The sequence below is a fragment of the Streptococcus infantis genome (assembly GCF_047465185.1).
Taxonomy (GTDB): domain Bacteria; phylum Bacillota; class Bacilli; order Lactobacillales; family Streptococcaceae; genus Streptococcus; species Streptococcus infantis_O.
This window is the reverse complement of the sequence record NZ_JASHAJ010000001.1, coordinates 282,719-305,291: the sequence shown is the minus strand read 5'-3', so window position 1 is coordinate 305,291 and position 22,573 is coordinate 282,719. Positions and strand designations below refer to the sequence as shown.

The 22,573-nt window shown below is 40.4% G+C and carries 20 protein-coding genes and 4 pseudogenes; 1 reads left to right on the top strand and 23 read right to left on the bottom strand.

Features of this window, described 5'->3' with window-relative positions; translation table 11 throughout:
* Nucleotides 1-31: 31 nt before the first annotated feature.
* The 14 genes and pseudogenes from QM382_RS01490 to QM382_RS01425 form a co-directional block, all read right to left on the bottom strand.
* Complete coding sequence (locus QM382_RS01490) at nucleotides 32-1,999, bottom strand: peptide ABC transporter substrate-binding protein (RefSeq protein ID WP_414272202.1); 1,968 nt, start codon at nucleotides 1,997-1,999, stop codon at nucleotides 32-34.
* Between the two features lie 21 nt (nucleotides 2,000-2,020).
* Nucleotides 2,021-3,043, bottom strand: a complete 1,023-nt coding sequence (locus tag QM382_RS01485; protein WP_414272201.1) for a branched-chain amino acid aminotransferase — start codon at nucleotides 3,041-3,043, stop codon at nucleotides 2,021-2,023.
* A gap of 127 nt (nucleotides 3,044-3,170) precedes the next feature.
* Nucleotides 3,171-5,651: a DNA topoisomerase IV subunit A gene (gene parC, locus QM382_RS01480; protein ID WP_414272200.1), complete on the bottom strand. Its 2,481-nt coding sequence runs from the start codon at nucleotides 5,649-5,651 to the stop codon at nucleotides 3,171-3,173.
* Between the two features lie 327 nt (nucleotides 5,652-5,978).
* Nucleotides 5,979-6,797 (bottom strand): aminoglycoside 6-adenylyltransferase, encoded by an 819-nt coding sequence (locus tag QM382_RS01475; RefSeq protein WP_414272199.1) that lies wholly within the window; start codon nucleotides 6,795-6,797, stop codon nucleotides 5,979-5,981.
* 16 nt (nucleotides 6,798-6,813) lie between these two features.
* Nucleotides 6,814-7,032, bottom strand: a pseudogene (locus tag QM382_RS01470) (GNAT family N-acetyltransferase); the annotation flags it as partial.
* A gap of 66 nt (nucleotides 7,033-7,098) precedes the next feature.
* The gene (locus QM382_RS01465; protein WP_414256801.1) at nucleotides 7,099-7,473 is read right to left on the bottom strand and encodes a GNAT family N-acetyltransferase; all 375 of its coding nucleotides are present in this window, start codon (nucleotides 7,471-7,473) and stop codon (nucleotides 7,099-7,101) included.
* Between the two features lie 63 nt (nucleotides 7,474-7,536).
* Nucleotides 7,537-7,752 (bottom strand): annotated as a pseudogene (locus QM382_RS01460) (hypothetical protein); the annotation flags it as partial.
* Nucleotides 7,745-8,252, bottom strand: a pseudogene (locus QM382_RS01455) (aminoglycoside 6-adenylyltransferase); the annotation flags it as partial. The pseudogenes QM382_RS01455 and QM382_RS01460, both read right to left, overlap by 8 nt.
* The gene (locus QM382_RS01450) at nucleotides 8,242-8,784 is read right to left on the bottom strand and encodes a hypothetical protein (RefSeq protein ID WP_414272198.1); all 543 of its coding nucleotides are present in this window, start codon (nucleotides 8,782-8,784) and stop codon (nucleotides 8,242-8,244) included. The gene QM382_RS01450 and the pseudogene QM382_RS01455, both read right to left, overlap by 11 nt.
* A 119-nt stretch (nucleotides 8,785-8,903) precedes the next feature.
* Nucleotides 8,904-9,002: pseudogene (locus QM382_RS01445) on the bottom strand (YkvA family protein); the annotation flags it as partial.
* A 273-nt stretch (nucleotides 9,003-9,275) separates the two neighbouring features.
* A complete protein-coding gene (gene parE, locus QM382_RS01440; protein WP_303405880.1) occupies nucleotides 9,276-11,219 on the bottom strand; it encodes a DNA topoisomerase IV subunit B in 1,944 nt (647 codons plus the stop codon).
* Between the two features lie 146 nt (nucleotides 11,220-11,365).
* Entirely contained in the window at nucleotides 11,366-12,208 is an 843-nt protein-coding gene (locus tag QM382_RS01435) for an amino acid ABC transporter substrate-binding protein (RefSeq protein WP_414272197.1), read from the bottom strand.
* Between the two features lie 9 nt (nucleotides 12,209-12,217).
* Nucleotides 12,218-12,847 (bottom strand): amino acid ABC transporter ATP-binding protein, encoded by a 630-nt coding sequence (locus QM382_RS01430; protein ID WP_414272196.1) that lies wholly within the window; start codon nucleotides 12,845-12,847, stop codon nucleotides 12,218-12,220.
* Nucleotides 12,848-12,857: 10 nt separating this feature from the next.
* On the bottom strand, nucleotides 12,858-13,499 hold the full coding sequence (locus QM382_RS01425) for an amino acid ABC transporter permease (protein WP_414272195.1): 642 nt from the start codon (nucleotides 13,497-13,499) through the stop codon (nucleotides 12,858-12,860).
* A gap of 216 nt (nucleotides 13,500-13,715) precedes the next feature.
* Here QM382_RS01425 and plsY point away from each other — a divergent pair, with 216 nt between their 5' ends.
* Nucleotides 13,716-14,357, top strand: a complete 642-nt coding sequence (plsY, locus tag QM382_RS01420) for a glycerol-3-phosphate 1-O-acyltransferase PlsY (RefSeq protein WP_414272194.1) — start codon at nucleotides 13,716-13,718, stop codon at nucleotides 14,355-14,357.
* A 30-nt stretch (nucleotides 14,358-14,387) separates the two neighbouring features.
* On the opposite strand, the gene QM382_RS01415 is transcribed toward plsY, so the two are convergent.
* The 9 genes from QM382_RS01415 to QM382_RS01375 all read right to left on the bottom strand — a co-directional run bounded on the left by QM382_RS01415 (nucleotide 14,388) and on the right by QM382_RS01375 (nucleotide 22,531).
* Complete coding sequence (locus QM382_RS01415; protein WP_045615115.1) at nucleotides 14,388-15,344, bottom strand: ABC transporter permease; 957 nt, start codon at nucleotides 15,342-15,344, stop codon at nucleotides 14,388-14,390.
* 2 nt (nucleotides 15,345-15,346) lie between these two features.
* Entirely contained in the window at nucleotides 15,347-16,405 is a 1,059-nt protein-coding gene (locus tag QM382_RS01410) for an ABC transporter permease (RefSeq protein ID WP_225750201.1), read from the bottom strand.
* Nucleotides 16,398-17,933, bottom strand: coding sequence for an ABC transporter ATP-binding protein (locus QM382_RS01405; protein ID WP_414272193.1), 1,536 nt, complete (start codon nucleotides 17,931-17,933; stop codon nucleotides 16,398-16,400). The genes QM382_RS01410 and QM382_RS01405 overlap by 8 nt, the downstream gene beginning before the upstream one ends.
* Before the next feature lie 139 nt (nucleotides 17,934-18,072).
* The gene (locus tag QM382_RS01400; protein ID WP_049495883.1) at nucleotides 18,073-19,128 is read right to left on the bottom strand and encodes a BMP family lipoprotein; all 1,056 of its coding nucleotides are present in this window, start codon (nucleotides 19,126-19,128) and stop codon (nucleotides 18,073-18,075) included.
* A 90-nt stretch (nucleotides 19,129-19,218) separates the two neighbouring features.
* On the bottom strand, nucleotides 19,219-19,608 hold the full coding sequence (locus QM382_RS01395) for a cytidine deaminase (RefSeq protein WP_414266187.1): 390 nt from the start codon (nucleotides 19,606-19,608) through the stop codon (nucleotides 19,219-19,221).
* Nucleotides 19,595-20,257: a deoxyribose-phosphate aldolase gene (gene deoC, locus QM382_RS01390; protein ID WP_414272192.1), complete on the bottom strand. Its 663-nt coding sequence runs from the start codon at nucleotides 20,255-20,257 to the stop codon at nucleotides 19,595-19,597. The genes QM382_RS01395 and deoC overlap by 14 nt, the downstream gene beginning before the upstream one ends.
* A 17-nt stretch (nucleotides 20,258-20,274) precedes the next feature.
* Nucleotides 20,275-21,558 (bottom strand): pyrimidine-nucleoside phosphorylase, encoded by a 1,284-nt coding sequence (locus tag QM382_RS01385; protein WP_414272191.1) that lies wholly within the window; start codon nucleotides 21,556-21,558, stop codon nucleotides 20,275-20,277.
* Nucleotides 21,555-22,145 carry a class I SAM-dependent methyltransferase gene (locus QM382_RS01380; protein ID WP_310437580.1) on the bottom strand — a complete coding sequence of 197 codons (591 nt, stop codon included), beginning with the start codon at nucleotides 22,143-22,145 and terminating at the stop codon, nucleotides 21,555-21,557. The genes QM382_RS01385 and QM382_RS01380 overlap by 4 nt, the downstream gene beginning before the upstream one ends.
* Before the next feature lie 107 nt (nucleotides 22,146-22,252).
* Nucleotides 22,253-22,531, bottom strand: coding sequence for a 1,4-dihydroxy-2-naphthoate prenyltransferase (locus QM382_RS01375; RefSeq protein WP_178894856.1), 279 nt, complete (start codon nucleotides 22,529-22,531; stop codon nucleotides 22,253-22,255).
* Nucleotides 22,532-22,573: the final 42 nt, after the last annotated feature.

Sequence of the window (22,573 nt, the reverse complement as noted above, 5' to 3'; positions counted from 1 at the left end):
GGCTCCTTTATTCCAAAAATACTAGTCTGTTTTATTTGACATGACTTTCTAGTTCTTTTTGGTATTTACTGTTTGATTCCAATTTTTCTTTTTGCCATTTTTCAAGAGCTGCTTGATATTCTTTAGCAGATACAATTTCTTTTTGCAATTTCATTCCCTTGAAGATATATGGATCACCCTTAATACCTACTTGTGAGTATGGTTTAGAGAAAGGAACAACGTTGCTGACAACTGGTGAACCACCTGATGAAGCGGTTGGCATCAAGAGAGAGCTATCAGTGAGCCATGCTTGCGCTTTGGCATATTTTTCATATCTCTTGTCCAAATCGTTTGTTTCAGAAACTGCATCATCCAAGAGTTTCTTATATTCGTCCAGACCAAGTTGAGCTACTACTTCCTTGTCTTTACCTTTCGTAATACCAAGGTGTTTCATAGCAGAACCAGTCTTAGGATCCATGATATTGAGATAACTTGCTGGGTCTTGGTAGCTTGGAGCCCATCCAGTACTGTTCAAGTCATAGTCTTTTTGAGCTGGAACACGCGCCTGCGATGTAATGCTTTCCTTTTCGTTATCGGTCATCTGAAGGACATCAATCACGACATTTTCAGAACCAAGTGTTGATTCGATTGATTGTTTAAAGGAATTGCTTTGTTGAACGGCAATTGTATCTGTCTGTTCAACTGGAACATCCAAGTGAATTGGGAAGGTTACACCTTTTGCTTCCAATTCTTTCTTAGCTTTCTCAAATGAAACCTTAGCTTTGTCAGGATTGTAGATAGAATCTTTTCCGTCTACAAGCTCAACGCCTTTCCATTGGTCTCCATAGTTGACCAATTCTGCTTGAGCGATGTCACCAAAGTTTTTACCGCCAGATTGTACAAAGTTATCAGGAACTAAACTGTTACGAATGATCTTGTCCGCACCATCTTCACCATTGAGCTGTGCAGCATATGAATGACGGTTGAAGGCAAAGTTGATTGCTTGACGGAAGTCCTTGTTCAACATCGCTTCTTTTGTAGAAGTTTTTTGTTCTTCACTTGTTTTTGCTGTCTTATTGTATGATTGACGGTTTACGTTAAAGGTAAAGTAATAACTAGTTGAATCCTGTGGACTGTATGTGATTTTATCTCCGTATTGTTCCAATGTAGAAGCAAAGTTTGAGCTACTTGGGAAGATACGAGCTGTTGTATAAACACCTGAAGAGAAACTACGGATTAATGATTCTTGGTCTGAACCATCATAGTAGGTCAATTTTACTTTCTCAATTTTAACCTTCTCTTTATCCCAATAATTTGGGTTCTTTTCGTATTCGATTAACGATTTTGAAGTCAATGTCTTCAGGATATACGGACCGTTATAAAGGATTCCAGATGGACTTACTGCTCCGTAGTTCTTACCTGAAGCTTTGAGGAATTCCTCGTTTACCGGCAACATAGTTGCTGAAGTTACTTTCGAATTCCAGAAACTTTCAGGTGCATTAAGAGTATACTGGACTGTGTAGTCATCCAATGCCTTGACCCCAACTGTAGAGAAGTCATTAGTCTCACCAGTCATATATTCATTCAAGCCCTTAATGGAGTTTTGAATAAGAGTGACACCGTCTGATTTACCATCTGCTACGTGTTTTAGTCCAGTAACAAAGTCATGCGCTGTTACTTCAGCGTATTCTTCACCCTCTGAGGTATACCATTTAACTCCTTTACGAAGTTTATAAGTATAAGTCAAACCGTCTTGTGAGACAGTCCAATCCTCAGCTAGTGAAGGAACCAAATTTCCATATTCGTCGTTTTCCAACAATCCATCAACAACGTTACCAATGATATCAGTTGTTGAAGTACGAGTTGCGATACTGTAGTCCAAAGATGATGGGTCTACTCCATAGACATAAGAGAAGGTTGTAGGTGCATCTGCTTCTTTATCAGCTTTACCACAAGCCACAAGAAGAACTGCTGTACTCAGGACAACTCCTGCTGTTAACATCCACTTTTTCGTTTTCATAAAGATCTCCTTTAATAATTTTTAATCTACTTTTACAATCCAACCTTCTGGTGCTTCAATGTCACCAAATTGGATACCTGTCAATTCATCGTATAGTTTACGAGTCACTGGACCAACCTCTGTTTCACTGTAGAAAACATGGAAATCATCACCATGTTGGATTCCCCCAATAGGTGAGATTACTGCTGCTGTTCCACAGGCACCTGCTTCTACAAATCGATCCAGACTATCAATTGGTACATCTCCCTCAACAGGTTTCAAGCCTAAACGATGCTCTGCCAAGTAAAGCAATGAGTACTTGGTAATCGATGGCAAGATTGACGGACTCAATGGGGTTACAAACTCATTATCAGCTGTAATTCCAAAGAAGTTTGCTGAACCAACTTCTTCAATCTTAGTGTGGGTTGATGGATCTAGATAAATAACATCTGAGAAATGACGGGATTTAGCCATTTTTCCTGGCAAAAGACTAGCGGCATAGTTACCACCGACCTTGGCAGCTCCTGTTCCATTCGGTGCAGCACGGTCATACTCATTTTGAATCAAGAAGTTTGTTGGAACCAATCCACCCTTGAAGTAATTTCCAACTGGCATAGCAAAGATGGTAAAAATATACTCCTCAGCTGGTTTTACCCCGATGATGTCTCCAACACCAATCAAGAGCGGACGAAGATAAAGGGTTCCACCAGTTCCGTAAGGTGGCACGTATTCTTCATTGGCACGAACAACTGCTTTACATGCTTCTACAAACATTTCTGTTGGCACTTGAGGCATCAAGAGACGATCACAGGTACGTTGTAGTCGTTTAGCATTTTCATCTGGACGGAAGAGTTGTACGCTACCATCCTTTGTACGATAGGCTTTCAATCCTTCAAATGCTTGTTGTCCATAGTGAAGACTTGGAGATGATTCTGAAATATGCAAGGTTGCATCTTCTGTTAATTCTCCTTGAGTCCATTGTCCATTTTTAAAATAAGCGATATAACGATAAGGTAGTTTCATATAGGAAAAACCGAGATTTTCCCAATCAATCGTAACGGTCATGACAATCTCCTTTATTCTAATCAAAACTATGTGTTCTATTCTACACTATTCTCCTAAAAATTCAAGTATTATTTGTAATTTTCTGAAAATTTTACTTATAAAAAATCAGTCACTAGGACTGATTTTCTTATGAATTATCTTTTTCTTCTTTAAAAACTTCTTTGAGGTAGGCATCGAAAACTTCCTCGTCTGAAATAGTATCTGAGATAAAGCTTCCATTACTTGTGCGCTCTGATAGATTCAAATCTTGCAGAATTGCTTCGTAAATCGTTCCATTATTTGATTGGATAACAAGAGTTTGTTCGCCATCTTCTACTTCTGTACTGAAGAGATCTCCGATAAATCCTTGTTCTGAGACAGCACCGGCCAAGAAGACGCGATGTGGTTTACTCTTCAATTCTCTCAAAACTTGAAGACCTCGCTTAGCACGACTAGTCGCTGGAATTTCCTCTGTTGATACACGTTTCAAGCTTCCACGTTGCGTTAACAGATAGAAGGATGAAGTATTGCAGATAAAGGCGGCTTGAAGCTCATCATCTGCTTTCAGATTCATAGCTTTAACACCTGCAGCCTTAGCTCCAACAACTGGAACCTCTTCGATATTAAAGCGAAGAGCATATCCATTTCGGCTAATTAAAAGAACATCATCAAGTTTGATTGGTGCAACAGCTACAACCTGGTCACTATCGTCTTTCAACTTAGCATACTTGACAGACTTAGAACGATAGGTTCTCCAAGGAGAGAATTCTTTGCGTTCTACACGTTTGATTTGTCCAAGGCGGGTCGCTGCAAAGTAGGTTGTCGCATCTTCAAACTGATCCACAACTTCTACGTATAGCACTTCTTCATTGGTTTCAAAGTTTGTAATCGTTTGGCTCAAGTGCTCCCCGATATCCTTCCAACGAATATCTGCTAATTCATGGACAGGACGGTAGATAACATTTCCTAGTGTCGTAAAGATTAAGATATGTTGAGTTGTCTTAACAGATTGGATAAATAGCAATCGGTCATCATCCCGTTTACCAATTTCCTCTAACGTTGAAGCTGAGAAAGAACGAGGGCTAGTACGCTTGATATAGCCCGCCTTCGTCACGCTGACATAAGTATCTTCCTCTGCGATAAGGCTAGCTGTATCAATTTCGATTACTTTTGCTGTATCTTCTAAAGAACTCAAACGAGGTGTCGCAAACTGTCTCTTGACCTCACGAAGTTCTTTTTTCATGAGATTGTACATAGTCCGTTCGTCACCAATGATAGCCGCCAGCATGGCAATTTTTTCGCGAAGTTCTGCTTCTTCTTCCTGCAAGACAACTACGTCTGTATTGGTCAAACGGTATAGTTGCAAGGTAACAATAGCTTCAGCCTGCTCTTCAGTAAAATCATAACTGACCTTGAGGTTTTCCTTGGCATCAGCCTTGTTCTCAGAAGCACGGATTAGAGCAATGACTTCATCTAAAATAGAGATGACACGAATCAAACCTTCCACGATATGGAGACGTTTCTCAGCCTTTTCCTTGTCAAAGCGAGAACGTGCCAAGATGACTTCACGACGGTGGGCAATATAGCTAGATAAGATAGGCACAATTCCAACCTGCCGAGGGGTGAAATTGTCAATCGCAACCATATTAAAGTTGTAGTTGATTTGCAAGTCAGTATACTTGAAAAGGTAGTTGAGAACAAGCTCAGTGTTCGCATCTTTCTTTAGTTCAATAGCAATGCGAAGACCGTCACGGTCAGACTCATCTCGAACCTCAGCAATACCTGCCACTTTGTTATTGACACGGACTTCATCAATTTTCTTGACTAAATTAGCCTTATTAATCTCATAAGGAATCTCAGTGATAACGATTTGTTCCTTACCACCTTTTAACTTCTCAATTTCAGTCTTGGAACGAACAACCACGCGCCCTTTACCAGTTTCATAGGCCTTTTTGATCTCGTCACGACCTTGGATAATCGCTCCTGTAGGAAAGTCTGGTCCTGGCAAGAATTCCATCAACTTATCAACCTTAGCAGTTGGGTGATCAATCATGTAGACTGTAGCGTCAATGACCTCAGCCAAATTATGCGGTGGAATATCTGTGGCATAACCAGCTGAAATACCTGTCGAACCATTGACTAAAAGGTTTGGAAAGGCTGCTGGCAAGACAGTTGGCTCTTTCTCAGTATCGTCAAAGTTCCAAGCAAAGGGAACTGTCTTTTTATCGATATCTTGAAGAAGATAGCCTGCAATCTCTGATAAACGAGCTTCCGTATAACGCATAGCTGCAGGCGGATCTCCGTCCATGGAACCGTTATTCCCGTGCATTTCAACTAGAATCTCACGGTTTTTCCAGTCCTGAGACATACGGACCATGGCATCATAGATAGAAGAATCTCCGTGTGGGTGAAAATTACCCATGATGTTCCCGACAGACTTGGCAGACTTACGGTAGCTCTTGTCAAAAGTATTGCCATCCTTATTCATAGAATAAAGAATACGGCGTTGAACCGGCTTCAATCCATCCCTAATGTCTGGCAAAGCCCGGTCTTGAATGATGTATTTGGAGTAGCGACCAAAGCGCTCTCCCATGATGTCCTCCAAGGACATATTTTGGATATTACTCATATAAGATACAAAGGGACGTTTCGGCCTGCCGAAAATTTCTGTAGAAAAATAGGAAATCGATGCAGGGTTCGATGACCCCAAGGCGATTTATCTTTTTTCCCAAGAAATTAGTCCCGTGTTCAGTTACCTCTAGTAACCAAACTACCCTTTCTGTAGTTTAAAATACGTTTTAAAAGATGCGTCAGGAGTTTTCACACAGCATTTAGGGCGTGTTCAACTCCTTTCAAAAAATGTAGAGTAGGTTTTATAGAAAAGGATTTCAGTTACTTTATAGAACCAAACTATCCTTTCTGTAGTTTAAAGTTTTGAATTGTGTTCTTTATTTTCTTAGTGATTTAGAAGGTTTTCCTCAGCATACTCAATCATCTTATCAGCTACTTCTTTTTCATACTTAAATCCCATCTTTTGAGCAAGACTTTGAGCTTCTTGGTGGAAAAGTTGTATAGTTGCTAATAAAGACTGAGTGATTTTGTCTAAACTTGAGAAATCAAGAAGAGCAGAGAATTCCTTCTCCTTCTCAGCAGGCAAGTAGTTAAAGAGGTACTTGTAGTTCTTACCGATGTCGACTACTCCTCTATCTCTTGCGACCTTCCAAGCTAAGATTTTCAAGAGTTCTTGCTGACAAATACCGTAGAGATGGTCAGTAGCATAAATGATTTGCTTACGACAAATTCCTTTGACCACGTAAGTTGACACCCACCAAAATTCATTGCAAGATTTGTCAAAGTCAGTCGCACTGGCTGGTGCCGTCCAATAGCGCTTAGGCGTCGGTGCATAAGGGACAAAGAGCCCCTGCGGGTCATTCAGCACCGTGAAATCTGCTTCACTATCCACCCACTCTTTGATGTGCTCTTTGGGGCAGAGGGTCAAATCGATCCGATTGCCATCCTCAAAGAGCATGAGATAAAGGCGACGGTGTTCCAGTACATTATACTGTTCAATCAAGCGTTTGCCAAACCGATTCAACCAAGCAAGGTCGGCTATCAGACCATCCAAATCCTCCATGATATAAACTACATCATAGTCTTGGAACTCGTCCTTGGGAGCCTTTGGGTTTGTCCGCGAGCCGGACATGGCGACTGCATCGACCTGTAGCACTTTTGCGGTTTGCAAAATCACATCAAACATCTCGGTTTCAGTTCTCATGGGAATACCTACCTTTTTAGTGGAAACTCTTGATTCTGTAGAGGACATGTCTATAAAGCGGACTATCTGCTGGAACTTTTTCATTATCAAATTCTTTGGCAAATTCCATGCTCAGTTTTTGCATGACTTTTTGCGAAAGTTGATTGAGTAAGGATGTAAAAGAGTAAACTTCTGACAAGCCAGCTTGCTGAAAAGCAAAGTCTAGACAAGCTTGGGCAGCCTCCGTCGCATAACCATCTTGGCTAGTTCAAGCGAATCTGTCAGACCCAGTTTGTTGTCAAGCGTCATTGTCTGTCTCCTTTCATTCAGATTTTCTAAATCCTGTACCAACAGGCTTAAAACTTATTGACCGATAAAATCCATCTGCTTCTGATATTAATTCAATCCGTGTCAAAGGATATTTTTTGTGGATTTCCTCAATCAGCTGCTGTCCCAGTCTTTTTCTACGGTGGGATTTATCAATAATAATTTCAGCTAAAAAGGTTGTCATCACTTCATCTGTCAAGTAGCGGGCAAAACCAAGGATTTTCTGGTTCTCTTCAACTACCAAGTAATGGGACAGGTTTGTTGAAAATAATGATATCACTTTTTCCTCTGTAAAAGAAATCCATTTTTCATTTTGATAAAGGGCATAAATAGCTTGACAATCTTTTGTGCTTGCAGGTCTGATTATCATTCTCTACTCCTTTCAAATCCGATGCGACCACTAACAATTTTTCAACTCAAATTTAGTTATATTCTAGTTGCTCTCCCTCGTCTTCTTAGGTGGCTTGCGTTTTTTATAGTGGCTGCGGATGGTGTTGAGGTGGTCGCGAAGATTGACCATGTGAGTTCTTTCGGGATAAGCATAAGCACCGATGGCAGTAAAGTCCACAAGGAAATCATAGATTTCCTACAGCTTGAGGCGGACGGTCTTATTCTGGCTGGGAGCCTTGCCCTTGAGCTCAGTCAGTCGCATAGATGACTTGCTTACGACAAATTCCTTTGACCACGTAGGCTGACACCCACCAAAATTCATTACAAGATTTTTCAAAATCCGTCTCACTAGCTGGGCTTATCCAGAAACGCTGAGGACTGGGAGAATAAGACTCAAACAAATCCTTCTCATCTACTAAAACTGTGAATCCTGCCTCACTATCCACCCACTCATTGATGTGATCTTTAGGACAGAGGGTTAGATCAATGCGATTCCCATCTTCAAAAAGTATGAGATAAAGACGGCGATGTCCTAGAGTAACCTCTTGCTCGATGATACGTTTGCCAAACTGGTCCAACCAAGAAATGTCTCTCGTTAGATTATCTAAGATTATCTACGACATAGACAAGATCATAGTCTTGAAACTCATCTTTTGGAGCTTTTGTATCCGTTCGTGAACCAGATAGCGCCACAGCATCAACCTGTAACTTTTTAACTGTTCTTAAAATTAGTTCAAGCATTTCCTGGTCAGTTCTCATGTGGTTCTTCCTCAGTGGTCTCTATGTTCTGAATAACAGCATCTTCTTTTCTTTGATGAACAAGCTTCTGAACTCTTTTTCTTTCAAGCTCTCCGACTATAAATTGAATGATAGAACTAATTCCAAAAAATGGTAGCAGCAACATAATTCCCATTTCTTCCGTCAGCATTAAAAATAGGAAATTAATAACTGAAAATATTTCTAAAAACCAGGCATTTAGCCTAAGAAGTTTTGAGTAACTACTAGGATAATGTTTGAGATGTTTATTGCTCTTATAAATAGCTGTGAATCCAAAAGCAAGGCTCACTGGTGTGAAAATATAAAAGTCAAAAACATAGAAGAGCAAACCTGCATAAGGATTAGACCTAAAAGGATTATCAAATAAAAAGACACCTGTGGTTACTATAGTTAATAGTAAGAATTCAAGAAAGCGAATTTTCTCAGGTTTTCCTGGTTTAGCAATCATATACGTAACTGCGCCTAGTACCAGGACTATCACAAGAAAAGGAGTATCAAACAATAAACTGATCATGATTTACACCTCTTTTGGAGAGCTAAAAATTAAGAAATATAGACGATTTTTCAGATCAATCCTTGAGACTGACGCCATTTATCATAGGCTTCAATATCTGTTTTGACCATATTCATACAAAGTCCTACAACAGCCATATCATCCAAGAAGCCTGCTAACGGAATAAAATCTGGAATAATGTCAATTGGGGAAAGGAAATAAATAAGTGCGCTTAAAACAGCTAAAATAGTCCCATAAGGAACCGTGGTGTATTTCCCTTGAACATAATTTTTCACTAAAGAAATCATGACTGGGATCATTGTAAATTTCTTACCAACCAATGGCATCTCTTTAATTTTTTGCTCCAAACGATACAAAAAATCATCTAATTCATCTTTATCGTTTAATAAGGCCTCAGATTGCGCATAGCCACTTTCAAGAGCTTCTTTCACTTGCTCTTCACTAAGATTTTCAGACATATCTTGTCCTCCATTTGTATTTCTTTATAGTTTTTAAAACACAGTCGCTTCTTCCAGCGTAAACTTGACATTATCTTCAATCCACTTACGACGTGGTTCAACCTTGTCACCCATTAGGACATTGACACGACGTTCTGCGCGTGCTAAGTCTTCAATCGTGACACGGATGAGGGTACGAGTTTCTGGGTTCATGGTTGTTTCCCAAAGTTGGTCCGCATTCATTTCACCAAGCCCCTTGTAGCGTTGGAGGGTGGCTCCTTTGCCAAACTGCTTACGGAGTTCTTCCAGTTCTCCGTCTGTCCAAGCATAAGCCACCTCTTCTTTCTTGCCTTTACCTTTGGACATCTTGTAAAGAGGAGGGAGGGCGATATAGACATGTCCTGCCTCAACTAAAGGACGCATGTAGCGATAAAAGAAGGTTAAGAGAAGGGTTTGAATGTGGGCACCATCGGTGTCCGCATCGGTCATGATAATAATCTTGTCATAGTTGGCATCTTCAAGAGAGAAGTCTGCCCCCACACCAGCTCCGATGGTATAAATCATGGTATTGATTTCTTCGTTTTTGAGGATATCTGCCATCTTGGCCTTGGCTGTATTGATGACCTTACCACGAAGAGGCAAAATAGCCTGGAACTTACGATCACGTCCTTGTTTGGCAGATCCACCGGCAGAGTCCCCCTCGACCAGGTAGAGTTCATTCTTAGCTGGATTTTTAGACTGGGCTGGCGTTAATTTACCAGAAAGCAATCCCTTGTCTTTCTTATTCTTTTTGCCATTTCGGCTCTCATCACGCGCTTTACGAGCCGCTTCACGAGCATCACGAGCCTTGATAGCTTTACGAATCAGATTTGAAGCTAGTTCCCCATTTTCCATAAGGAAGAAAGTCAGTTTTTCAGCAACAATACTATCAACGATTGGACGAGCTAGTGGACTTCCAAGTTTGTCCTTAGTCTGTCCTTCAAACTGAAGATGTTCTTCCGGAACCAAGATAGAAAGAACGGCCGCCAATCCTTCACGGTAATCTGAACCTTCAAGATTTTTATCTTTTTCTTTTAGGAGACCTGTCTTACGTGCATAGTCATTCATAACCTTGGTGATGGCTGACTTGAGTCCTGTCTCATGCGTTCCACCATCCTTGGTACGGACGTTATTGACAAAGGACAAGATGTTATCTGAAAATCCATCATTATACTGGAGGGCTACTTCTACTTGGAAACCATTGTCTTCCCCTTCAAAGTAAAGGACTGGCGTCAAGGTTTCCTTGTCTTCGTTGAGGTAGGAAACAAAGTCTTGTACCCCGTTCTCATAATGGAACTCGATTGCTTCATCTGTTCGCTTGTCCGTTAATGACAAGGTTACATTCTTCAAGAGAAATGCTGACTCATTGAGACGCTCTGAAATGGTATTGTACTTGAAGTCTGTCGTAGAAAAGATACTGGCATCTGGCATGAAGGTCACTTTGGTACCTGTTTTTGACTTAGGTGCCGTTCCAACCTTTTCAAGAGTTGTTACTGGCTTGCCGCCATTTTCAAAGCGTTGCTTGTAAATTGCACCATCACGAGTAATTTCTACTTCGAGCCAACTAGAGAGAGCATTTACGACCGAAGAACCCACTCCGTGTAGACCTCCTGATGTCTTATAACCACCCTGACCGAATTTTCCTCCGGCGTGAAGGATGGTAAAGATAACCTCAACCGTTGGAATTCCCATAGCGTGCATTCCAGTCGGCATTCCACGTCCATGGTCTTGAACCGTCAAACTTCCGTCTTTATTAATGGTCACATCGATCCGGTCACCAAATCCAGACAAGGCCTCATCGACAGCATTATCGACGATTTCCCAGACCAGGTGATGGAGACCAGCACCATCGGTCGATCCGATATACATCCCTGGACGTTTACGGACCGCATCCAACCCTTCTAACACCTGAATGGCGTCATCATTGTAATTGTTAATATTGATTTCCTTTTTTGACACAAGGAACCTCCTATTTGTTCATCTTTTCTATTTTACAGGTTTTCTAGGGATTTTGCAAAGTTTTTCTAGTTAAAAAGCCTATTCCCAAGTCTTTTTTAGCAAAAACATCACCTAGTTATACCAAAAAAAGAAACCAAGACAAAATCTTAGTTTTCTTTTCCTTTAATTTGATTTGTAGCCACATCTTCACCAAACCATTCCTTGCTTATTTCTTGGAATTTACCTTCTTGATAGAGTTCTTTAAAAGCTTTATTCAAATTTACTAACAAGGTCTTATCAGCTGGTCTCACACCAACTGCAAAAGACTCACTCTCAAAACCAGCAGGAAAAATCTCATACTGGTCTAAAATTCCTTCAGTTTCAAGATAATAATTGGCGTAAACACGGTCGATTAAAAGGGCATCAATCCGATCATTTTGCAAGTCAATCAAAGCTTCGTTAAAACTCTGATATTGGTTGGCTTTTTGATCTTTTACGATATTTTTTAAGAGTTCTGGTTGGGCTTCGAAATCTATATAACCAGAAGATCCTGCCTGGGCACCCAAAACCTTGCCTGTCATATCAGACACTGATTGTATATTCTGAGATTTCTTAGAAACTAGAACCTGCTGATTTTCCATGTAAGGAATAGTAAAAGCAACCTTCTCACGGCGTTCATCTGTTGCGGAATATCCATTCCAGATAGCATCAATGGTACCGTTTTGAAGTTCGGTTTCCTTCATGTCCCAATCAATGGGTTGAAATTGTACCTTGAAACCAAGTTTCTCAGAAACAGCCTGTGCTAAATCAATGTCAAATCCAGCATATTGCCCATTCTTTTCTTCAAAGCCCATGGGAACAAAGGTATTGTCAAACCCGATGGTAATGGTTCCCTGTTCTTGGTATTTGTCCCAATTATCGACTTTGGGATCACTAGCTTTTTGTGTGCATCCTACCAGGAAAAAAGCAAGAAAGAATACCAAAACAAGGCTGATTTTCTTTCGATTCATAGATACCTCCTACTTAGGCTCTACTTTGAGAATCTGGTCAGCAATATTCTCTGCAAACTGGAGATCGTGAGTCACGACAATTTGAGTCATGCCTAATTCTCGATTTTGTAGAATCAGTTTTTCAACCTCGAGACGCAACTCAGGGTCAAGGGCTGAAGTTGGTTCATCATACCCAATCACTTCAGGATCTATCATCATAGCGCGTGCTAAGGCAACCCGTTGCTTTTGACCACCAGATAATGAGTATGGATAAGCATCTGCATGAGCTTCGAGACCCAGACGAGTGAGTAAGTCGACTGCCTTCTTCTTAGCATCCGCTTCAGATATCCCCATAGTCTTGATGGGTGATAAAATCAAGTTCTCCATAACGGATAAGTGAGGAAAAAGCTGAAAATCTTGAAACACAAAACCTAACAAGTGAAGCTTTTCAAGTTCATCCAAAGGTAGGGATTCTCCATTATAAAAAATCTCACCTGAATCAATGGTTTCAAGTCCAGCCAACATTCTAAGCAAGGTTGTCTTCCCACCACCAGAAGGTCCAACAATAGCCAAAATCTGCTTTTCAGGAATTGTTAAATTGAAATTGGATAAAATTTCTTTTTTTCCAAACTTTTTGCTGATATTTTTTAACTCTAACATGGATAACCTCCTATCTATAGTAGCTAAACTTTTTCTCAAGTTTCTTAGCTAGGATTGTAACGATACCAATCATAAGCAGATAGATAGCTCCTGCTAGAAACATTGGAATCAAGCTCGCATCACGATTGGCTGCAGTACGACTAGCTAGGATTAAATCTGAAATACCGAGTGCATAGACCAAAGAAGTATCCTTAACCAAACTCATAACCTCGTTAAATACACTTGGTAAAACAATCTTGGTTACTTGTGGCAAGATAATATAGCGGACGGTATCGATAGGTTTAAATTTCAAAACCTTAGCTGCTTCATATTGTCCTTGAGGAATGGTTGCAATCCCTCCACGGAATATTTCCGCAAAGTAGGCTGCATAATTAAGCGTAAAGGCAATAATCGCTGCTGGTACCCGATCAAGTCGAACCCCGATACTTGGCAAAACATAATAGATAAAGATTAACTGCAAGAGCAATGGTGTCCCACGCATCACCCAGATATAAACATCAATCATGTAATGGAGGGGTTTCCAATGGACCTGTAAGCAAAAGGCAACCAAAATACCTAAAGGAATTGAAAAGAGTAAGACCAGTGAAAATACTTGTAAAGTCATTGTCGCACCGCTCAATAAACTAGGTAATATCTCAAATAAGTAAGACATATTCCACCTCCTAAAAATGATTGTTCCTATTATAGCATAAATAAACACAAAATCAAGTTTTTCAGAAATTTTCATGAATTTTTATAACTTTAGCTTTTATTTTTGAATAAAAATGGTACTCATGATAAACTTATCAACTTTAATAAAGTATCAGATGTCACAGCTAGTAAACAGATTCAGTTTCGTTTCTCTCCTATTTCATGGTATAATAGGAGCATGATGACAATAGTATTATTAATTTTAGCTTATTTATTGGGTTCAATTCCTTCAGGCTTGTGGATTGGACAAATATTCTTTAACATCAATCTAAGAGAACATGGATCTGGGAATACTGGAACGACCAATACCTTCCGAATCTTAGGCAAAAAAGCTGGAATGGTAACCTTTGTAATTGACTTCTTTAAAGGTACTTTGGCCACTCTACTTCCACTAATCTTCCATGTGCAGGGAGTTTCACCAATCGTCTTTGGGCTTTTAGCAGTCATTGGCCACACCTTCCCTATCTTTGCAAAATTCAAGGGTGGTAAGGCTGTTGCAACCAGTGCTGGAGTTATTTTTGGATTTGCTCCTCTCTTTTGTCTTTACCTTGCAGTCATTTTCTTTGGAATCCTTTATCTGGGAAGTATGATTTCTCTCTCTAGTATATCAGCTGCGATTGCAGCGATTATCGGCGTCCTTTTGTTTCCTCTCTTTGGATTTATTTTAACTAGTTATGACCTACTTTTTTCTGTGATTATTATTGGTCTTGCAAGTCTAGTAATTGTACGCCACAAGGACAATATCAAACGTATCCAAAGTAAAACAGAAAATCTCATTCCTTGGGGACTTAACCTAACGCACCAAGAACCAAAAAAATAAAACGTCAGTTTCAACTGACGTTTTTTTATGTTATTTAGACTTGATATAGTTGATACCATCTGCCTTCGGCGCAACAGCTTTACCAAAGAAGGCTGCTAGGACGACAATGGTCAAGAGATATGGTGCGATTTGCAAGTAAACGGCTGGTACTCCTTGCAAGAAAGGAAGCTGAGAACCGATAACTGCCAAACTTTGTGATAGCCCAAAGAAAAGACTTGAAAGCATAGCACCAACAGGATTCCATTTACCAAAGATCATGGCTGCAAGAGCGATAAATCCAGGTCCTACGATAGTTGTAACTGAGAAGTTGACGGAGATTGACTGAGCGTAAATAGCTCCACCGATTCCTCCAAGGAAGCCTGAAATCACTACTCCAAGATATCTCATCTTGTAGACATTGATACCCAAAGTATCTGCTGCTTGTGGGTGTTCTCCTACTGAACGAAGGCGAAGTCCAAAGCGAGTCTTAAAGAGGATAAACCAAGCTAGGAATGAGAAAGCAATTGCTAGATAACCAAGTAAACTTGTTGACTTAAAGAAGATATCTCCGATAACTGGGATATTAGCCAAAACAGGGAAATCAAAACGTCCAAAAGTTTGCGTTAAATTGTCCGTTTGGCCCTTGTTATAAAGTACCTTCACCAAGAAAACTGCCAAGGCTGGCGCCATCAAGTTAAGTACGGTACCACTGACAACATGGTCAGCACGAAAATGAACTGTAGCTACTGCGTGAATCAGTGAGAAGATAGCTCCGACTAATCCACCAACTAGAAGAGCCAACCAAGGAGTTAACGCTCCTAAATCTTGTGCAAACTCAAGGTTAAAAACAACTCCAGAAAAGGCACCCATGACCATGATTCCTTCAAGACCAACGTTAACAACCCCACCACGCTCAGAGAAAACTCCTCCGATACTTGTGAAAATAAGTGGTGCTGCATAAATCAACATTGAAGAAACCATAAGGGTTAACATTGTTGTAATCGACATCCTTATTTACCTCCTTTAAGTTGTTTTCTTGGTTTGACAAAGCGTTCGATGATGTAGTGAACGCTGACAAAGAAGATAATTGAGGCTGTAACGATACTTACAAGTTCAGATGGTACTTGTGCAGCATTCATACCAGGGGCTCCAACTTGAAGAACACTGAAAAGGAAGGCTGCAAATAGAATTCCAACTGGTGAGTTTGAAGCAAGTAGGCTTACTGCCATACCGTTAAATCCGATTGCTAATGATGAACCTTGAACATAAACGTTTTGGAAGGTACCAAGTCCTTCTACTGCGCCACCAAGTCCTGCAAGGGCACCAGAAATAATCATTGATAGAATAATGGTGCGTTTCGCTGAAATACCTGCATATTCAGAAGCATTTGGATTGAGTCCAACTGCACGAATTTCAAAACCAAGAGTTGTTTTCTTGAGCAAGAACCAGATAACCGCTACTGCTATGATAGCAAAGAAAATCCCAATGTTCATACGAGAGTTTCCAGTTAACTCAGCAAGCCATGGTGTCTGATAAGTTGCATTTGCACTTACTCGAATGGATGAGTCAGTACTTTGCATGATTTCTTTAGGGAAGTGATGAATAAAGGCATTTCCCACATAAAGAACAATGTAGTTCATCATGATGGTTACAATAACTTCAGATGTCCCAAGGTAGGCTCTTAAAATACCAGGAATGGCTCCAACGATTCCTCCCGCAACTAAGGCGATTACAATCGTTGCAAGAATCATCAATGGACGTGGTAAATCCGGGAAAGAAAGAGCGAACCAGCCACTCATAACCCAACCTGCGAGAGCTTGTCCTGGAAGACCAACGTTAAAGAAACCAGCACGACTTGCAACTGCAAATCCAAGGGCAATCAGAATTAAGGGTCCCATGGCACGGAAGATTTCACCGATTCCACGAACACTACCAAAGGCTGTATAGAACAGTTCTTCATAACCCCAGATAGCATCGTAACCGAAAATCCACATGACGATGGCTCCGAGTAGAATTCCTAAAATAACAGAAATCAAAGGAACCGAAATTTGTTGTAATTTTTTAGACATCACTCTTCTCCTTTTCCAATTCACCACCAGCCATCAAGACACCAAGCTCTTGCTTGTTGGTTGTTTCTGGCGTTACAATCCCTTGAATCTTACCATCGTGGATAACAGCAATTCTATCAGAGACATTTAGAATCTCATCAAGTTCAAAGCTGACTACAAGGACAGCTTTCCCATTATCACGTTCTTGAATCAAGCGTTTGTGAATGTACTCAATGGCACCGACGTCCAAACCACGAGTAGGTTGACTGACGATGAGGAGATCAGGATTTCGATCGACTTCTCGAGCGATAATTGCTTTTTGTTGATTTCCTCCAGAAAGAGCTGAGGCTGGAACAATCTCACTAGCAGCCCGCACATCGAATTCTTGCATTAACTGTTTAGCGTACCCAATGATATTGGTGTAGTTTAAGATTCCCTTCTTGCTATGAGGTTCCTTATAGTAGGTTTGAAGAGCGATATTTTCAGAAATCATCATTTCTAAAACTAAACCATCACGGTGGCGGTCTTCTGGAACGTGTCCTACACTCATTTCTGTAATTTGACGAGGGTGTAGACCTACGATAGACTGGCCTTTCAATTCCACACTACCAGACTCAATCTTACGAAGTCCTGTGATAGCTTGGATTAATTCAGATTGACCATTTCCATCAATACCGGCAATTCCGACAATCTCACCAGCTCGAACATCGAGTGAGAGATTTTTAACAGCAGGGACACCACGGTTTTCGTTTACTACTAAGTCTTTAATAGACAGAACAACTTCTTTAGGTTGAGCTTCCTGTTTCTCAGTTTTAAAGGAAACAGAACGTCCCACCATCATCTCAGCTAAGTCAGCATTAGTTGCACCAGCAATCTCAACTGTTTCAATAGATTTACCACGACGGATGACTGTAACACGGTCAGATACAGCACGAATCTCATCCAACTTATGGGTAATCAAGATAATTGATTTACCTTCTTTAACCAAGTTCTTCATAATAGCCATCAATTCATCAATTTCTGATGGCGTCAAAACAGCAGTAGGTTCGTCAAAGATAAGAATATCTGCTCCACGATAAAGTGTCTTTAGGATTTCAACACGTTGTTGAGCCCCAACAGAGATGTCTGCAACTTTGGCAGAAGGATTCACAGCAAGGCCATAACGTTCAGACAACTCATTGATTTCTCGAGTTGCACGAGCAATATCTAGCACACCATTTTTGGTCAATTCACTCCCCAAAATGATATTTTCAGCAACAGTGAAAGCTTCTACCAACATAAAGTGTTGGTGGACCATCCCAATCCCTAAGCTAGCTGCTTTTGATGGCGAATCTAGTTTTACAACTTGACCGTTGACCACAATTTCACCACTAGTTGGTTCTAAAAGCCCCGCTAGCATGTTCATAAGAGTGGACTTACCAGCTCCATTTTCTCCTAAAAGTGCATGAATTTCACCCTTACGAAGTTCAAGGTTAATCTTGTCGTTAGCGGCAAATTCACCAAAAACTTTGGTAATTTCACGCATTTCAATGACATTTTCGTGTGCCATGTGCTCTTCCTTTCAGAGTTTTATTTTGTTTCAATAAAACCTGCTAAAGAAACTTAGCAAGCTCTATTGAGACAAAACCATTGTCTCAATTCTTAAAGAAGCGGCCACTGGCCGCTTCCTAAGAAATGACTTCCTTCAATTATTTTTCAGGAACTTTGATGCTACCATCAAGGATTTTAGCTTTTGCATCTTCAACAGCTTTTTTACCTTCTTCAGAAAGGTTTGTCACTGCCAAGTCAACACCTTTATCCTTCAATGAGTAAACGATAACTTGACCACCAGGGAATTCACCTTTTTCAGCCTTGTTTGAGATATCTTGAACTGTTGTTCCAACTTGTTTCAATGTAGAAGCAAGCACGAAGTTAGCTTCTTTACCGTCTTTAGAAGTGTATTTACCTTCATCAACTTGGTCACGGTCTACACCGATAACCCAAACTTTTTCGTTTTCATTTTTACTTTCGTTCAATGATTTAGCTTCAGAGAAGACACCTGCTCCAGTACCACCAGCTGCTTGGTAGATAACGTCTGCACCTGCAGCGTATTGAGCTGCAGCGATTGTTTTACCTTTAGCCGCATCACCAAATGATCCAGCATAGTCTACTTGAACCTTGATAGATGGATCAACTGACTCAACACCAGCTTTAAAACCAGCTGCGAAACGAGAAATAACTTCAGATTCCATACCACCTACAAAACCAACTTGTTTAGTTTTTGTAGTTTTAGCAGCTGCAACACCTGCAAGGTAAGCTGCTTCGTTGTCTGCGAAAGTAACGCTAGCAACGTTCTTTTGATCTTTAATCACATCGTCAATCAAAACATAGTTTTTATCTGAATGTTCTTTTGCTGCTTCTTCAACAGCGTTGTGAAGGGCAAAACCAACACCGAAAATCAAGTTGTAGCTTCCAGCTGCTTGGTTCAAGTTGTTAGCGTAGTCAGCTTCACTTGTTGATTGGAAGTAAGTGTAACCATTGTCTTTTGAAAGGTTGTGTTCTTTACCCCAAGCTTGAAGACCTTCCCAAGCTGATTGGTTAAATGATTTATCATCAACACCACCAGTATCTGTAACGATAGCTGCTTTAGTCTTCACATCAGAAGAAGATGAAGCTGCGTTACGAGAAGAGCGATTACCACATGCAGCAAGTCCAAATGCTGCTACTGCAACTAGACCAAGGCCTAGCCATTGTTTCTTGTTCATTACTGAACCTCCTAAATAAGATGCGCAACTAAGTTGCAAGTATGGATTGATTGGTCACAAGGACCCTTGCCACTCAGAGAGTGGCACAGACTATTGCAAGTCTGTAAAAGAATATGGAAGTAATTCCCCGACCGTCATCTCGACCGTCGTTTTATCTTTGGCGACTAGAGTCACCTTTAGATCTGGTTTAAAAAATTCGACCATAACTTGGCGACAAGCACCGCAAGGCGAAATTGGTTTTTCAGTTTGACCATAGACAATCAATTCTGAAAAGTCCCGTTGTCCTTCAGAAATCGCCTTAAAGATTGCTGTTCTTTCGCCACAGTTGGTCAAGGGGTAGCTAGCATTTTCAATGTTAACCCCTGTATAGATACTTCCGTCCTTGGCTACCAAAACAGCGCCAATCGGAAAATGTGAGTAGGGAACGTAAGCTTTTTTACTAGTTTCAATCGCTAATTCAATCAACTCAGTAGTCGCCATCAGCTAATTCTCCTTTTAAGATTGCAACACCAGAAGATGTTCCAATTCGAGTAGCTCCTGCTTCAACAAAGGCAACTGCATCTGCATAAGAACGAGCTCCACCAGCTGCTTTGACCCCCATATCAGGTCCAACTGTTTGACGCATTAATTGAACATCTGGTAAAGTTGCTCCACCTGTTGAGAAACCTGTAGAAGTCTTGACAAAGTCTGCACCAGCTTTTTGAGCAAGTTGGCAAGCCAGAACTTTTTCTTCATCCGTTAACAAACAAGCTTCAATAATAACCTTAACAAGTTTGTCACCGCTAGCCTCAACAACTGCTCGAATGTCTTTCTCAACTAGTTCAAGATTTCCTGATTTTAGTGCACCAACGTTGATAACCATATCAATTTCGTCAGCACCATTTTGGATGGCTTCTTTGGTTTCATAAGCTTTGACAGCTGAAGTTGTAGCTCCAAGAGGAAAACCTACAACTGTACAAACCTTGACATCAGTATCTGTTAGACCAGCTTTTGCATGAGAAACCCAGCAAGGATTCACACAAACACTGGCAAAATCGTACTCTCTTGCTTCAGATAGCAAACGATCGATTTGTTGTTCGGTCGCATCTTGCTTTAAAAGCGTATGATCAATGTATTTATTTAATTTCATTTCGGATTTTCCTTAAATTAGGAGATAATTTCGATGATTTCACGCATTTTTAGCGTTTCATCACTCATTTTAATTTTAACATATTTTTGGAAATCTGTAACTAGTTCCGGAGAAATTTTGCCATTTGCATATACTTTTGCGACAATTTCACCTTTTTTGACTGATTCTCCAACTTTCTTCTCAAAAACAATTCCTGTTTCATAATCAAGAGTATCTGTTTTGACTGCACGACCAGCACCTAATCTCATGGCAAAAAGACCAAACTCCATGGCTGGAAGTTCTGCGATAATACCATCCTCTTGAGCAGGAATATCAATTACATGGTCAACTTTTACTGGACGATAGAGGTCTTCTAGGTTTCCACCCTGAGCTAGAACCATCTCTTCAAATTTCTTGAGTGCCTGACCATTTTCAAGATGCTGCCTTACTTCCTCGACTGTTTTTTCAACATTTGCCAGAGAAAGCATAATCTGGGCTAACTCACAGATAAAGTGACTAATATCCTCGCGTCCTTTACCCTGAAGAATTTCTAGTGCTTCTAGAATTTCTAAACGGTTACCAATGGCACGTCCTAAAGGTTGACTCATGTCCGTAATGACTGCTACTGTCTTGCGACCAACAGCTTTCCCGAGATTCACCATGGTTTGAGCCAGTTCACGCGCCTCGTCGACTGTTTTCATAAAGGCACCTTCACCGACAGTAACATCAAGCAAAATAGCATCCGCTCCAGCTGCAATCTTTTTACTCATGACAGAACTAGCAATCAGTGGAATAGTATCAACTGTTGCTGTCACATCACGTAGTGCATAGAGCAGCTTATCCGCTTTGACTAGTTGGTCAGATTGACCAATAACTGAAACCCCGATATCCTGAACCTGTTTGATAAAATCATCCTGACTTCGCTCTACTTGAAACCCTTTGATAGATTCTAATTTATCGATAGTCCCTCCGGTGTGCCCCAGACCTCGACCACTCATTTTAGCTACTGGAACACCAAAACTAGCGACTAAGGGAGCTAAAATCAAGGTAACCTTGTCACCGACTCCGCCTGTAGAATGTTTATCAACCTTGATACCTTGAATAGCAGATAAGTCAAATTCCTGACCTGTCTTCACCATATTCATGGTCAAGTCAGAAATCTCTCTAGTGGTCATGCCTTTAAAATAAACAGCCATAGCAAAGGCAGACATCTGGTAGTCAGGAACTGTTCCTGCAACATAGCCTTCAATCAGCCATTGGATTTCACTAGAGCTGAGTTCTTGGCCGTCTCTTTTTTTCTGGATTAGATCTACTGCTCTCATTCTTTCACACTTCTAAGGATATAATATCCCTTATCTTTTTTTACAACCTCGCAGTTGCCAAATACTTCTTCCATCTTGTTTTTGGCACTGGGAGCTCCTTGTTTTTTTTGAATAACGATGGTCAGATCACCACCATCTACGAGATAGTCAATACTCTTCTCGATAATTTCGTGGACTACTTGCTTACCAGCACGAATGGGCGGATTCGAAATAACATGGTCAAATTGTCCTTCTACTTGCTCATAAATATTGGACTGGAAGATCGTCGCTTGAACATTGTTTTTTACTGCATTTTGCTGGGCTAAATCTAGGGCACGATTATTGATATCCACCATAGTCGCTTGTACACCATATGCCTTGACTAAAGACAAGCCAATAGGACCATAGCCACAACCAACATCCAGAATTTTTTCACCTTTTTCAACATCGAGACATCTTAGCAATAACTGACTTCCAAAATCAATCATTTTTTTGCTAAAGACACCTGCATCCGTCAAAAAAGTCATCTTTTCTCCAAGTAGTTCCACTCTTAGCTCATGAACATCATGGGCCGCATCTGGATTTTCTGCATAATACATTTTACTCATAGTTTCATTTTACCACATAAATAAGTTAATTGTAAATCGTTCACATGACAACAAAGGCTTTTCTTTGGCATCGATTTATTAAAAAATAGTATAAGTTGCCTAATCCCTTAGGGGCCAAGCAAGTAAGAACCCAATGCCATAGTGATAGCAAAGGAAAAAATACAGGCTAGACCAAACAAGAAAAGCCACCATTTTCTTGTTAAAATGGCGAGAATCAAGTAAATAAAACCAATAATTGGTAGCAAGAATAACAAGACAAAGGCAGACCAACTATAGGTTTGACTTCCTAAACTCACAGTAAACTCAATCAAAGTCGGAGATAACCACAGAATCACAACCAGTAAGCTAGTCAGTTTTATAAATTTATCACTCACTACTAGTCTCATAACATCACCTCTTTTGATTGCTATACTACTTATATTTTAACA

Coding starts and splice junctions, on each gene's coding strand:
- QM382_RS01490 (WP_414272202.1), bottom strand. CDS start 1,999: ATGAAAACGAAAAAGTGGATGTTAACAGCAGGAGTTGTCCTGAGTACA.
- QM382_RS01485 (WP_414272201.1), bottom strand. CDS start 3,043: ATGACCGTTACGATTGATTGGGAAAATCTCGGTTTTTCCTATATGAAA.
- parC (WP_414272200.1), bottom strand. CDS start 5,651: ATGAGTAATATCCAAAATATGTCCTTGGAGGACATCATGGGAGAGCGC.
- QM382_RS01475 (WP_414272199.1), bottom strand. CDS start 6,797: ATGAGAACTGAAACCGAGATGTTTGATGTGATTTTGCAAACCGCAAAA.
- QM382_RS01465 (WP_414256801.1), bottom strand. CDS start 7,473: ATGATAATCAGACCTGCAAGCACAAAAGATTGTCAAGCTATTTATGCC.
- QM382_RS01450 (WP_414272198.1), bottom strand. CDS start 8,784: ATGATCAGTTTATTGTTTGATACTCCTTTTCTTGTGATAGTCCTGGTA.
- QM382_RS01435 (WP_414272197.1), bottom strand. CDS start 12,208: ATGAATCGAAAGAAAATCAGCCTTGTTTTGGTATTCTTTCTTGCTTTT.
- QM382_RS01430 (WP_414272196.1), bottom strand. CDS start 12,847: ATGTTAGAGTTAAAAAATATCAGCAAAAAGTTTGGAAAAAAAGAAATT.
- QM382_RS01425 (WP_414272195.1), bottom strand. CDS start 13,499: ATGTCTTACTTATTTGAGATATTACCTAGTTTATTGAGCGGTGCGACA.
- plsY (WP_414272194.1), top strand. CDS start 13,716: ATGATGACAATAGTATTATTAATTTTAGCTTATTTATTGGGTTCAATT.
- QM382_RS01415 (WP_045615115.1), bottom strand. CDS start 15,344: ATGTCGATTACAACAATGTTAACCCTTATGGTTTCTTCAATGTTGATT.
- QM382_RS01410 (WP_225750201.1), bottom strand. CDS start 16,405: ATGTCTAAAAAATTACAACAAATTTCGGTTCCTTTGATTTCTGTTATT.
- QM382_RS01405 (WP_414272193.1), bottom strand. CDS start 17,933: ATGGCACACGAAAATGTCATTGAAATGCGTGAAATTACCAAAGTTTTT.
- QM382_RS01400 (WP_049495883.1), bottom strand. CDS start 19,128: ATGAACAAGAAACAATGGCTAGGCCTTGGTCTAGTTGCAGTAGCAGCA.
- QM382_RS01395 (WP_414266187.1), bottom strand. CDS start 19,608: ATGGCGACTACTGAGTTGATTGAATTAGCGATTGAAACTAGTAAAAAA.
- deoC (WP_414272192.1), bottom strand. CDS start 20,257: ATGAAATTAAATAAATACATTGATCATACGCTTTTAAAGCAAGATGCG.
- QM382_RS01385 (WP_414272191.1), bottom strand. CDS start 21,558: ATGAGAGCAGTAGATCTAATCCAGAAAAAAAGAGACGGCCAAGAACTC.
- QM382_RS01380 (WP_310437580.1), bottom strand. CDS start 22,145: ATGAGTAAAATGTATTATGCAGAAAATCCAGATGCGGCCCATGATGTT.
- QM382_RS01375 (WP_178894856.1), bottom strand. CDS start 22,531: ATGAGACTAGTAGTGAGTGATAAATTTATAAAACTGACTAGCTTACTG.